Annotated in this window: 17 protein-coding genes; 9 read left to right on the top strand and 8 right to left on the bottom strand. The window is 72.7% G+C overall.

The features are described 5' to 3' along the window. Window positions 1-360, top strand: coding sequence for a DoxX-related protein (locus HNR61_RS05095; protein ID WP_182841854.1), 360 nt, complete (start codon window positions 1-3; stop codon window positions 358-360). Window positions 361-366: 6 nt separating this feature from the next. On the opposite strand, the gene HNR61_RS05090 is transcribed toward HNR61_RS05095, so the two are convergent. From HNR61_RS05090 to HNR61_RS05065, 6 genes are all read right to left on the bottom strand, one after another. Further along, window positions 367-1,038, bottom strand: coding sequence for a DUF6766 family protein (locus HNR61_RS05090; protein WP_182841853.1), 672 nt, complete (start codon window positions 1,036-1,038; stop codon window positions 367-369). A gap of 90 nt (window positions 1,039-1,128) precedes the next feature. After that, complete coding sequence (locus HNR61_RS05085) at window positions 1,129-1,509, bottom strand: hypothetical protein (RefSeq protein ID WP_182841852.1); 381 nt, start codon at window positions 1,507-1,509, stop codon at window positions 1,129-1,131. A gap of 79 nt (window positions 1,510-1,588) precedes the next feature. Further along, a complete protein-coding gene (locus tag HNR61_RS05080) occupies window positions 1,589-2,515 on the bottom strand; it encodes an erythromycin esterase family protein (protein ID WP_182841851.1) in 927 nt (308 codons plus the stop codon). A gap of 38 nt (window positions 2,516-2,553) precedes the next feature. Continuing rightward, entirely contained in the window at window positions 2,554-3,435 is an 882-nt protein-coding gene (locus HNR61_RS05075; RefSeq protein WP_220509051.1) for a class I SAM-dependent methyltransferase, read from the bottom strand. A 96-nt stretch (window positions 3,436-3,531) separates the two neighbouring features. Further along, complete coding sequence (gene bla / locus HNR61_RS05070) at window positions 3,532-4,515, bottom strand: class A beta-lactamase (protein WP_246441957.1); 984 nt, start codon at window positions 4,513-4,515, stop codon at window positions 3,532-3,534. A 332-nt stretch (window positions 4,516-4,847) separates the two neighbouring features. Next, window positions 4,848-5,411, bottom strand: coding sequence for a hypothetical protein (locus HNR61_RS05065; RefSeq protein WP_182841849.1), 564 nt, complete (start codon window positions 5,409-5,411; stop codon window positions 4,848-4,850). A gap of 144 nt (window positions 5,412-5,555) precedes the next feature. On the opposite strand from HNR61_RS05065, the gene HNR61_RS05060 reads away from it, so the two are divergent. The 6 genes from HNR61_RS05060 to HNR61_RS05035 all read left to right on the top strand — a co-directional run bounded on the left by HNR61_RS05060 (window position 5,556) and on the right by HNR61_RS05035 (window position 9,689). Then, a complete protein-coding gene (locus tag HNR61_RS05060) occupies window positions 5,556-5,906 on the top strand; it encodes a hypothetical protein (RefSeq protein WP_182841848.1) in 351 nt (116 codons plus the stop codon). Between the two features lie 152 nt (window positions 5,907-6,058). Beyond that, a complete protein-coding gene (locus tag HNR61_RS05055; RefSeq protein WP_182841847.1) occupies window positions 6,059-6,856 on the top strand; it encodes an alpha/beta fold hydrolase in 798 nt (265 codons plus the stop codon). Continuing rightward, complete coding sequence (locus tag HNR61_RS05050; protein WP_182841846.1) at window positions 6,856-7,467, top strand: TetR/AcrR family transcriptional regulator; 612 nt, start codon at window positions 6,856-6,858, stop codon at window positions 7,465-7,467. Before HNR61_RS05055 ends, HNR61_RS05050 begins: the two co-directional genes overlap by 1 nt. 65 nt (window positions 7,468-7,532) lie before the next feature. Then, entirely contained in the window at window positions 7,533-8,456 is a 924-nt protein-coding gene (locus tag HNR61_RS47325; RefSeq protein ID WP_182841845.1) for a heavy metal-binding domain-containing protein, read from the top strand. Between the two features lie 13 nt (window positions 8,457-8,469). Continuing rightward, the gene (locus tag HNR61_RS05040; protein ID WP_182841844.1) at window positions 8,470-9,285 is read left to right on the top strand and encodes a heavy metal-binding domain-containing protein; all 816 of its coding nucleotides are present in this window, start codon (window positions 8,470-8,472) and stop codon (window positions 9,283-9,285) included. Further along, window positions 9,285-9,689, top strand: coding sequence for a hypothetical protein (locus HNR61_RS05035; RefSeq protein ID WP_182841843.1), 405 nt, complete (start codon window positions 9,285-9,287; stop codon window positions 9,687-9,689). The genes HNR61_RS05040 and HNR61_RS05035 overlap by 1 nt, the downstream gene beginning before the upstream one ends. 85 nt (window positions 9,690-9,774) lie before the next feature. On the opposite strand, the gene HNR61_RS05030 is transcribed toward HNR61_RS05035, so the two are convergent. After that, a complete protein-coding gene (locus HNR61_RS05030; protein ID WP_067813216.1) occupies window positions 9,775-9,960 on the bottom strand; it encodes a DUF397 domain-containing protein in 186 nt (61 codons plus the stop codon). Further along, entirely contained in the window at window positions 9,932-10,765 is an 834-nt protein-coding gene (locus HNR61_RS05025) for a helix-turn-helix domain-containing protein (RefSeq protein ID WP_281400302.1), read from the bottom strand. Before HNR61_RS05025 ends, HNR61_RS05030 begins: the two co-directional genes overlap by 29 nt. Before the next feature lie 115 nt (window positions 10,766-10,880). Here HNR61_RS05025 and HNR61_RS05020 point away from each other — a divergent pair, with 115 nt between their 5' ends. Both HNR61_RS05020 and HNR61_RS05015 read left to right on the top strand, forming a co-directional pair. Continuing rightward, a complete protein-coding gene (locus HNR61_RS05020) occupies window positions 10,881-11,276 on the top strand; it encodes a hypothetical protein (RefSeq protein ID WP_182841841.1) in 396 nt (131 codons plus the stop codon). 26 nt (window positions 11,277-11,302) lie between these two features. Further along, window positions 11,303-11,881: a hypothetical protein gene (locus HNR61_RS05015; protein WP_182841840.1), complete on the top strand. Its 579-nt coding sequence runs from the start codon at window positions 11,303-11,305 to the stop codon at window positions 11,879-11,881. Window position 11,882 lies beyond the last annotated feature (1 nt).

Here is an 11,882-nt window from a genome sequence, read left to right as displayed (position 1 = left end):
ATGGAAACTATCGCGGCGATGGCGCTGGGATGCCTGCTGGTCGGGGCGGGCGCGATGCACTGGATCACACCGGGGTACTTCCGGTCGCTGGTGCCGGGGTGGATGCCCTGGGCGGGGCCGCTGGTGGCGGTGACGGGCGGGCTCGACGCGGCGGCGGGGACGCTCGTGCTCGTTCCGGGCACCCGCGCGCTCGGCGCCTCGGCGGCGGCGCTGCTGATCTCGGGCTACATGGTCTCCCATGTCGACGCCCTCGTTCACGCGCGCGGGGACGCCCGCTTCCTGGACACCCGCGCCGGGGCCGTCGCCCGGATCGCGGTGAACGCCGTCTACATCGCCTGGGCCGCCGCCCTGGCCCTGTGACCGCGCCTATCCCTCCACGCCGGTGGCGTCGTGCGGCGAGCCGACCGGCTTGGACTCGGGCGACCCCCGCTGCCGCAGGTAGATCGACAGGGCGACGATGGAGGCGACGGCGAGGAACTCCGACTGCCAGTTCTGCAGGCTGCGGTTCCAGAAGTCGGGCGACCGCAGGTAGTCGCCCCAGCCCTGGGGGTCCTGGAGGTCACCGAGCCTCCGGTCGTTGTCGGCGGCCCAGCCGGCGACCGACTGGGCGAGCCACGACCACAGGAAGGTCGCCCCCATGACCAGGCCCAGCGACCGGGAGTACAGCGCGCCGCGCGGCCCGCCGGCGCGCGCCCACGGAGGGGAGCCGGGTCCGGCGTGCTCGCCGACGTTCTGCTCCTCGTCGGACTCGGCGCCCTCCTCGCCGGGCGGCTTGGACTGGGTCGAGCCGCGCTGCACCAGCCACACCGTGACCAGGATGAACAGGAAGAACTGGAGGTACTCGGACTGCCAGTTCTCGGCCACGTCCACCGCGAACGACGAGCTGGTCACGTAGTCGGGCAGCGTCGTCTCCGGGGCGCCCCGCGCGGTCTGCTCCTCGTTCTGGTCGGCCAGCCCGCTGAACGCCTGCCCGACCAGCGCGAGCACCGTCAGCAGGAGGAACAGGAGCGTGAGCGCGTTGTCCCTGAGGAACCTCATCGGTGCAGCAACCCGATGACCGTCATGTACGTCAGCCCGCCGCCGACCAGCAGCAGCGTCGCCGCGAACACCACCCGCACGTCCCCTCCCTCACGTCCGCACCCGGCACTCGTAGGGCCGCCCGGCGCGGGGGCGGCATCCGGCCGCCGCGACCTTCCAGCCGTCGCCCCACCGGAACAGGAAGACGGTGTCGGCGCCGACCCGCACCCGCGCGGCGTCGCCCCAGACCTCTCCCCCGTCGGCCGGCCCGGACCGCAGGCCCAGCTTCACGATCTCCTCGGCGCAGGACCGGCCCTCCGTCTCCAGGCTCTGCGCCGCGCTCGGCACCAGCCCGGCGCAGGCCCCCGCGCCGTCCCCGCGCTGCGCGGACGCCAGCACCGCGGTCGCCGCAGCGGCGGCCCGGCCGCCCTGGCGCTGCGCGCAGCCCGCCAGCGCCGCCGCGACCAGGACCGACGCGAGAACCGCTCTCATCGGTGCAGCCACGGGGGAAGCGTTCCCGCCGGGGCTCCCGCGGATCCCACCGCGATGATCAAGCCTTGGCCAAGGCGGCTCAGAGGAAGCGGGCGGAGGTGACCTCCTCGGTGTGGACGACCGCGTCGAACCAGTCCCGCAGCGCCCCGCCCGACAGGTGGAAGGCCGCGTCGCGGGCGGGGTCGTAGGAGGGCCCGACGAGCCGGGTCCGCGCCGGGGAACCGAGCCATGCGCGGAGGGGCTCGGGGTGCTCCTCCCGCAGGTCCAGGACGTAACCGGCCCGCCCCGCAGCGGCCCGGCCGAGCACGGCGCCGGCGAACCCCGCGTCCGGCGCGGGCAGGGTGACGCCGGCGGTCCCGCGTCCGAGGGTCAGCCCGATCGACCGGTAGCCGTCCCCCAGGCGTTCCCGCAGGTGAGCGCCCATGGTGCGGTGCGTCCCCACGAACGCGTCCTGCGTCAGCGTGAGGGGGTCGCCGACGGCGGTGTGCGCCATGCCGCCCCAGTACACGATCCTGTCGCCGGAGCGTTCCCGCCACCAGTCGACGTTGTCGGCGAGGTCCCGTTCCAGCCCGGCGAGCCCGTCGCCGCGCGCCGGTCGCTCCGGGATCTCGGCGAACCGCACCGGGTCGCCGGGATGCCGCGCGTTGCGGGCCCGCATCCAGTGCACGAGGGCGAGGACCTCCTCGGTCCGCAGGAACGGCCGCGCCCCGGCCAGCATCCGGCGCGGGTCCCCCTCCCCGGTCGTGACATGGGCCGCCAGCCCGAGCCGGACGGGATCGTCGCCCTCCAGCGCCACCGACCGGAAGCCCCGCTCCTCGACCAGCAGGCGCACCACGCGGTGCGCGAGGACCGCCAGCTCGCGCGTGCCCCGCGACGCCGCCCCCAGCGCCACGACCCGCGCGTCCCCGACCATCGCCGCGAGCGGCCGCAGGTCGTCCAACGGCTCGTCGGGCTCCCGGTCGGCCAGCCCCGCCGAACGCTCCCGCACCTGCTCCACCACCGACATCCCCGGCCTCCGTTCCGTAGGGGAACGACCCTCCACCCTCAAGCGGACTTGAGGTCAAGCTGGAAGTGCCAGATGAGCAGGGCGGGCGCGGCGGCGGCCTCGGCGGCCTCGGGGACGAGGTCGTTCAGGCACCAGGGCCACAGGTCCCAGGGGCCGAGCGTCCCGGTCGGCGCGGGCCGCTCCCCCGCCGCCGCCCGGCGGGGCTCCTCGCAGCGCAGCGGTCGCAGTCCCGCCGCCAGGGCGGCCCGCAGGTAGTCCCCGACCAGGTGACGGTGGGACGCCAGCCGCGCCGGCCGCCCCCCGGCGTCGCGCAGCGACGGGATCGATCCCCGCGCCACCGCCTCGGGATGGACGTCGGAGACCACCAGGTGCCCGCCGGGCCGCAGCACCCGGGCGAACTCCCCCATCACCGGCCCGAGGTCGCGCACGTGGGTCAGAGCCAGGGCGCAGACGGCGAGGTCCACGCCGTCGTCGGCCACCGGCAGCGCGCGCAGGTCGCCGACCCGGAACTCGCCCTCCGGAACGCGTTCGCGCGCCACGTCGAGCATGGCGGCCGAGCTGTCCACGCCGATGACCCGGTGCCCGCGCCCGGCCAGCGAGCGCGCGAACCGGCCGGTGCCGCACGCGGCGTCCAGGGCGACGCCGGCCGGGAGGCCGTCGACGATCTCCCCGACCACCGCTTCGTCGGCGAACGCCGCGTTGCCCGGATCGTCGTAGGTCCCCGCCCACGCGCGGTAGCCCTCGACGGTGTCCAGCCGCCGCACCTCGACGCCCGCGCCCGCCAGCTCCTCGTTCTCCAGCAACCGGCGGACCTCGGCGAGCCGCGCCTCGACGAAGTCCCGGTCGCCCTCCCCGACGAACGCGCGCAGTAGGGCGATGCCCTCGATGCCCAGCAGGTAGGCCAACGGATGCTCGTACATCACCGCGCGAGGCTAACCGGACGCCCCGCGAGCGGGCCACGGGTTTATCGGCCCCTACCGCCTCCCCCGGCGCGTTCCGGGGGAGGCGGGGGTGGGTCAGAGCTTGCCGAGGGCCTTGGCCAGCGCGGTGGCGGTGGAGGCGACCACCTTGTCGTCGTGCTCGACGCCGTTGGCGTTGCGGTGGGTATAGACCGTGATGACGATCGGGGCGGAGGCCCCGGGCGGCCAGGCGACCGCGACGTCGTTGGCGGTGCCGTGGTTGTCCGCGCCGCCGGTGCCGGTCTTGTCCCCGACCGTCCAGTCCTTGGGCAGGCCCGCCCGGATGCGCGTGTCACCGGTGACGGTGCCGCGCAGCCACCCGATCAGGCGCTTGCGGTCCCGGGGGTCCAGGGCGTCGCCGACGGTGATCCGCGCCAGGCTGCCCGCGGCGGCCGCGGGGGAGGTGGTGTCGCGCTTCTCGCCGGGCCGCCACACGTTGAGCTCGGTCTCGTAGCGGTCCAGGCGGCTCACCGGGTCCCCGATGGAGCGGAAGAAGCCGGTCATCCCGGCGGGCCCGCCGATCTGCTTCAGCAGCAGGTTGCCCGCCAGGTTGTCGCTCTTGGTGACCGTCGCCCGGCAGAGCTGGGCGGGGGTCATGCCGGTGTCGGTGTACTCCTCGGTCTCCGGGGAGTGGGGCACCAGGTCGCCGGTCTTCCAGCGCAGCACCCGGTCCATCAGGCCGGGGTCGCTGTCGCGCGACTTGCGCAGGACCGCGGCGCACGCGTACGCCTTGAAGGTGGAGTTGATGGCGAAGATCTCGTGCGGCCGGTAGCCGACCGCCTTGCCCGTGCTCATGTCGATCGCCGCCCCGCCGATGCGCCCCTGGTAGGACGTCTCGAGCTCGCGCAGCGTGCGTTCGAGGTCGGCGTTCGAGGCGAACCTGGTCTTCGGCGTGGCCGTGGCGGCGGTCTCGGCGACTGGAACGGCGGCCCCCGTCCGGGCGGCGGGAGCGCTCGTGCCGCAGGCGGAACCGGCCAGCAGGGCGGACGCCGTCATCACCGCGAGGCCCAGGCGGCCCCGCAGACGAAAGTGGAAGGTCATGGCGGAGAGCAGACCAGAAACCGAAACGATGTGTCCAATACTGATATGGATCACCTATCGATATGGAGATCGATATAAAAGCAGCGTGCTCGGCCCTTCCCGTGTTCCACCGGGGCCGCGAAAAACGTCAGGGCCCCGCCGACCGTCGTCGGCGGGGCCCTGTCACGTTCACGGCCGGTGTGCGGGTCGCCTCTCGGCGAAAGGCACAACGCGGCTCCAGCCGGACGGAACTCCGCGAAGGCGAAAGGTGAGGCCCGGGGACACCAGGCACACCGACCACCCTCTACAACCGGGACGCGTCCGCGGTTGTTCCCCGTCCCGCCGGGCCGCCGTCAGGCGGTCTCGCGGCGGCGCCGGGCGTAGGCGAAGGTGACGGCGGCGAGCAGCGGCCCCCACAGCAGGAGCGGGAGGTAGCAGGCGTAGTAGGTCGCGGCCTTCCAGCCACCCGCCCGCGTGGGGAAGTTCGCGGGGATCGGCTCGCCCCGGAGGGTGACCCCGGCGAACTCGGCGACCCAGGCGGCGGTCCACAGGACCGTCAGCACCACGGCGCCGAGGGTCGCGGGGATGATCGCGGCCCTCGGCGGGATCCGGCGGCCGCGCAGGAACGGCACCCAGCGCGGGACCACCTCGCCCCAGCGGGCGACCAGCCCGATCGTGGTGAACGCGAGGGCCTCCGACAGGACCGTCAGGAACACGACGTAGACCCACTCGCCGAACCCGCTCCCCTCGTCGAACGCGGCCGGCAGCCGCCACAGGCCGGCCGGCAGCACGGTGAACGGGACGGCGAAGGCGGCGATCCGCGCCCAGCGGGGGACCCCGGCCACCGGGTCGTGGGCGGCCCGCCACGCGTCGCGCGGCCGCCTGGCGGTCACCGGCTGATCGATCACAGCGTTCATCGTGGGTCCCTCGCTCCGGCGGGCCGGCGGCCCGATCCACGACAAAGATCGCAACTCCGCCGGGGCATGATCATCCCCTGCGGGGGTGAGACGGTCCCCCGTCCGGGGGAGCACCGGGCCGGGAGCGGCTACGTTGGCCGCGAGATGACTTCACGACGCGCGCCCCAGGGGATCTTCGCGGCCGACGTGCGGGTGTTCCGCCTCTATCCGGACGGCACCGTCCTGGACGTGCTCGTCAAACCGGCCCCCGGTCCCGCCGAGGCGGCGCTGATCGCCACCTGGCTCGTTCCCGACCCTCTCCCGGCGGGCGTCCACGCCACGCGCTACACCCGCGACGGCCGCCACATCGGGTTCTCCACCAGGGACCGCATCCACGGCACCGACGTCGAGGTGACCGGCACCTACCGAGGCGACGCCCTGCTGCTCGACCTGCGGTCCCCCGGCAGAACGCTCCGCCAGGTGCGCTTCCGGCGCCTCTGGCCCGCCGCCCGCTGACGGCTCCCGGATCGCCGCCCGGCGCGGCGTGGAGGTCGAGGTCTCCGACGCCGACCTTCCGTTCGGTGAATCCGGTGAGCGCCCTTCGGCATGCCTTGACAGCACTGGCTAATGGCATTAGCTTTAAGGCTATCAACCTTAAGGAGTCGGTGATGACCCAGCACCTCGAACTGCCCGGTGGACGTATCGCCTACGACGTGACCGGCGACGGCCCCCTGGTCGTCCTGCTGCCCGGGATGGGCGACGTGCGCGCGGTCTACCGCCGCCTGGCGCCGGAGCTGGCGGCCGCCGGGTACCGGATCGCCACCGCCGACCTGCGCGGCCACGGCGAGTCCAGCGCCGACTGGGACGCCTACGACAACGCCGCCGCCGGCCGCGACCTGGCCGCGCTGATCCGGCACCTGGGCGGCCCGGCGACCGTGGTCGGCCACTCGTTCTCCGGCGGCACCGCCGTGTGGCTCGCCGCCGAGCACCCCGAGCTGGTGGACGGCGTGGTGCTGCTGGAGGCGTTCACCCGCCCCGTCGCGATGAACCCGCTGACGCGCGGCCTGGCCAGGGTCATCCTGAGCAGCACCGCGCTGTGGGCCATGTACTACAGGTCGCTGCACAAGGGCCCGAAGCCCGCCGACTTCGCCGACCACCTCAAGGCCGTCAGGGCGGGGACCCGCGGCCGGATGCGGGCGGTCACCGCGATCGGCCTGAACGACAAGGCGAGCCTGGCGGGCCGCCTGTCCCGGGTCACCGCGCCCGCCCTCATCGTCATGGGCGGCGAGAGCCCCGACTTCAAGGACCCGCGCGCCGAGGCCGCCACGATCGCCGGGGAGCTGGGCGGCGACAGCCGGACGCTGGTCATCGAGGGCGCGGGCCACTACCCGCACACCGAGTTCCCCGCCGAGACCGCCGCCGCGGTGCTGGACTTCCTGGCCGGCCGCCGCGCCGAGGCCGCCTGATGCCGCGGGTGGGGCTGTCGACCGAGGGCGTGGTGGACGCCGCCGTCGCCATCGTGGACGAGGGCGGCCCGGCCGCCCTCACGCTGGCGGCCGTCGCCTCCCGCGCGGGCGTGGCGACGCCGTCGCTGTACAAGCACGTCCGCAACCTGGCCGAGCTGCGGAGGCTGGTGACGACGCGGGTGCTGGAGGAGCTCACCGGACGGCTCACCGCCGCCACGGTGGGCCGCTCCGGCGACGACGCCGTGCACTCCCTGATGCGCGCCTACCGCTCGTACGTGGTGGACCACCCCGGCCGCTACGGGGCCATGGAGCAGGCGCCCGACCCCGACCCCCGCGTCCAGGCCGCCTCGCAGCGGCTGCTGGACGTCCTCCTGGCCGTGCTGCGGGGCTACGGTCTGGAGGGCGCCGACCTCATCCACGCCGCGCGCCGCCTCCGCTCGACCGTCCACGGCTTCGCGGTGCTGGAGGCGGCGGGAGGGTTCGGCCTCCCGGAGGACCTGGAGACCAGCTACCAACGGCTCATCGAGATGATGGTCGGCAGCCTGCGCACCCGCCCCGCCACCGACGCGCCCATCGCGGGAACGGCACTCGATCCGCGTGGCGGCGGCTGACCCCCGACGCGGGTCCCGGCACTTCGATATGGCGCCGTCCGCCGGAGGCGTGCGATTCTGTGGCGGTGATCACCTCGGAGTGGGGTTCACGCGACCTGCCTCCCGGGGCGCGAGCCCGTGACGGCGGCACCTGGACCTCGGGCCTGTCGGTCAACGAGTTCGCCGCGCTGCGCGCCGCGGGCTTCGAGCCCGTCGGCGCGGTCATGGACAGCACGGTCCACGACCTCGGCCGGCGGTACGACCGTCCCTACGAATGCGGTTATCGCCCCGCGCCCCGGGCTGTCCAGTACGACCGCTCCGGTCGTCCCCTCCCCACCCACGACCGTCTCGGTCGGTCCCTCCCCACCTCGGTCACCATCACGACGGGGAGTGGCACCGCGGCGGGCGGTCACCACACGTACCTCAGGACCTTCCACCGTGCCCGGCGGGCCGCCACGGAGCGGATGGCCGCCGAGTGCGCGTCGCTCGGCGGCGACGGGATCGTGTCCGTACGGCTGGACGTCGTCCCCTTCCTGGACGCCCCCGACCAGCTTGAGTTCCGGGCGTCCGGGACCGCCGTGCGGGCACGCGGACCGGTCCGGCCGGGACGGGTCTTCCTGTCACATGTGTCCGGCCAGGAGTTCGGCAAGCTGATCGCCTCCGGCTGGGTGCCGGTCGATCTGGTCCTCGGCGCGTCGAGCGGGGTACGTCACGTCGACGAGCGGACCGAGCAGCAGACCGGTGCCCGCGCCCCCGCGCAGGAGGTCGAGGGCCTGACCGACCTCGTCCGGCGCACCCGGCACGACGCCCGACGGCGCCTTGCCGCCGATGTCCGGCGGAGCGGCGCGGAGGGCGCCGTCCTGTCGACCGCGGGCCTCACCACGTGGGCACGATCCTGCCCGGCGGGCGGTGAGGACCACATGGTGGAGTCGACCTTCGTCGGCACCTCGATCACCGCGTTCCGGACGGACCACCGGCCGCCTCGCTCGCTGTCCTTCATGCGACTGTGACCAGGAGGAGTGAATGACGGACCCGGCCGCCCAGGGGGTGCCCGCCGACGCGATGGCCCGGTTGGCGGAACTCCGCCCCGGAGAGCCCGACGGGCTGTTCACCAGCGACCTGTCCGTCAACGAGTTCCTGCTCGTGCGGGAGGCCGGGTTCCGGCCGCTCGGCCTGGTCCTGGGCAGCTCCGTCTACCACGTCGGCGTCCAGCTCGGCCGGTGGGGCAAGAACATGGAGCTCGAACAGCTCACCAACGCCCTGTACCACGCCCGGGAGCTGGCGATGACCCGCATGGAGGCCGAGGCCGACCAGCTCGGCGCCGACGGCGTCGTCGGCGTCCGGCTGCGCGTGGAGTTCCGGGAGTTCGGCAACGACATCGCCGAATTCGTCGCGATCGGCACGGCGGTCAAGGCCGAGGACAAGACCACCACCTGGCGCAACAACAGGAACCAGCCGTTCACCTCCAATCTGAGCGGACAGGACTTCTGGACGCTGGTCCAGGCCGGGTACGCGCCGGTGGGCATGGTGATGGGGACCTGCGTCTACCACGTCGCGCACCGCCGTATGGCCGCGGTGCTGAGAAGCGCCGGACAGAACACGGAGATCCCGGAGTTCACCCAGGCGTTGTACGACGCGCGGGAGCTGGCGATGGCGCGCATCCAGGCCGAGGGACGGCGACTGCGGGCCGAGGGCATCGTCGGAGTGGCGCTCGACCAGCTTCACCACCGCTGGGGCGGGCACACGATGGAGTTCTTCGCGATCGGCACCGCGGTGAGGCCGCTGCGCGACGACCACACGATCGCCAAGCCGCAACTGGTGCTGGGACTGGACCGCTGATGACCGCCGCCATGGACGGTTTCCACGAAGTGGCCGCCGCGTTGCGGCAGGACTCGGCCGACGTGAGCGCCTACGCGAAGGTGCTCACCACCACCCTGAGGGACGCTCTGCCGCCCGGCTGCGTCACCGTGGAACGCGCCCGTTCGCTGGGCGACCGGATGCGGGGACGTGACGGGCGGGTGAGCCGCGTGATCGTACGGCTCGGCGACACCACGCTGTACCTGACCGACACGCGTGACAGGTTCGTCCCCGAGGTGCATCACGAGGTGCGCGGGGTGGTGCTCTCCCGCGAACAGGTCTCCATCGACGCGTGGGTCACCGAACTCACCCGCGAGCTGGTCGCCTACGCCGACGCGAACGCCCGCGCCGCCGCCGCGCTTCGCCGCCTGGTCACCGACGCTTGAGACCACGCGAACATCACCCGGACACTCGACGGCCCCGGTGATGGTATCCAGCCGAATACCACCGCCGGGGTCGTTGAGGAGTTCGTCAGAGGTCGAGCGTGCCGTCCTTGATGCGAGCGAACAGTCCGGCAATGTCATCGTGGCGAAACGCAAGGTGGGGGCCGGACGGGTCCTTGCTGTCCCGGATCAGGGTGGCCTGCCGAGCGTTGACCGAGACCTCAACGCATTCGCCAGCGCCCTGACTACGGCTGCTCTTCCGCCACTGGATCATCCTGCATGGCCTCCATCACGCGTCGGATCAGGGCGAGCGAGTCGGGCTCGTTCAGCGCCTGGCCTCTGATCTCGTCGAACCTCAATCCCAAACGGCTGACCTCGACAGGGTCTTCGATCAGTCTTCCACCGAACTGAGCTTCGACATAGCCCGCCCCAGTCTGATCCCTTTTGGAGAGCACCACGACCGCGCCGTCGAGGCCGTAGTACCACCCGTCCATCATCCTCACTACCTGGACGTGCACGTGAGGCCGTTTCGCCATGTCCAGTATGTGTGCGAGTTGTTCACGCATGACGGCGGCTCCACCCACGGCCCGGAGAATGACGGACTCGTCCATGACGGCGAACAGGTGAGGCGGGTCATCGCGCCGCAGCATTTCGGCCCGTGCGAGGCGCTGAACAATCCAGCCGTCTCCGAGAGTCTGGGACCGCGCGTCGGCCCGCATGTACGCCTCGGTCTGGAGCAGTCCGGGAACGTAGGCGGGCTGAAAGGTGCGGATCGCGGTGGCCTCGGCCTCGTGAGGCAGGTACAGCTCGAACCATGACGCCACGTGTTCGCGCTGCATGTGGTGCCAGAGCCCCTGGAACACCTCACCGGATCCGAAGAATTCGTCCGCTTTTACACAGAACTCGCGATCCGGCATATTGCGCTGGTTCTCGTAGCTGGCGATCACCTCACGTGTCACGATCAGTTCTTTGGCCAGGGCACTCTGCGAGAGGCCCCGCAGTTCCCGCATCGCGCGCAACGTGTGCGCGAACTGGGCGCGAAGGCTTGAACGCGGGTCGATCGGGACAGGCGCAGGCATAGGGGGCTCCAGCCGTGGCATTCCTGAGAACTCACACCGTTCCTTATTTCGCAGCTTAGATCGTGGCGCGACGCTGGGTCCGGCAAACGAAACGGAACCCACCCCCGGAAAAGCGATGCCGAACAACGACGAATTGCTGCTCCAGCTCGCGACCGCCCTCGTGGACGAGGGCATGATCGCCAAGGTCAGGGACGCCCCGCCCGCGCCGTTCCGCCGTCCCGGCCGCTGCGTGTGGGTCCAGAACCCCCGGCACCCGGACTGGACCGGCCACATCACCCTCCGCGACCCCGAGGACCCGCCTAGCGGCGTGCTCTGGTGGTTCTTCTCGTGGAACGAGCGGATCTCCCCCGCGTTCGACCTCTACGGAGCCGCGCACCGGATCACGGACCGCCTGACACCCCGTCCCACCAGCCTCGCCCTGACCGACGCCGTGCGGCTGATCGAGGGCCGCCTCGTCTCCCGCGACGGTCTGCCCACGGGCTGCGCGTGGGGCATCCAGTCCACCTGCTGACCGCCTCTCCCCAAGGAAGGAAAGACGTGCCCCGGCACCCCGTCGATCATGAGGCCGCGCTCCGCGAGCGGCTCCTCTTCGCCCTCTCCGAACGGATCAACGCCACCACCCGGCACCGCGCCGAGGTCAGTGGCCGTTCCCGGGTGCTCGTGAAGCGCCGCGACGACGTGGCGTTCGGCGTCACGGCCGCTCCGATCGAGGACACCGATCCGCCCCTGTGGGGGTACTTCTTCGACGCCTCCGACCACCTGATCGGTCACGTGGACGGTCTCGACGCCGTGGTGCGCGAGATCGAGAGGCGCGCGGACCGGAACGAGAACGAGGAGGCCGCGCGCATGCGCCACCTGGAAGCGCTCCAGGCGGCGATCGTGGCGCGCACGGGCCTGCGGGCGGCGATCCGTCAGCCCGACCGTGGGCGTCCGCACGCGGTGGAGGTCAGCGGGGTGCCGCGCCTGCTGGGCACGGAGCCCATCGACGCCGCGCCGTTGCCCGACGGGACGTGGGCGTACTGGTGGCGCACCTGGAGCGTGCTGATCGGCCTCGTCGCCGACCTGGACGCCGTGGTGTCCGCCGTCGAGCGGGTCATGACGCCGAAATGGGATTGAC

Origin of the sequence: Actinomadura kijaniata (assembly GCF_014138665.1) — a bacterium.
GTDB classification, from domain to species: domain Bacteria; phylum Actinomycetota; class Actinomycetes; order Streptosporangiales; family Streptosporangiaceae; genus Spirillospora; species Spirillospora kijaniata.
This window is presented reverse-complemented; position numbering and strand designations above follow the sequence as displayed.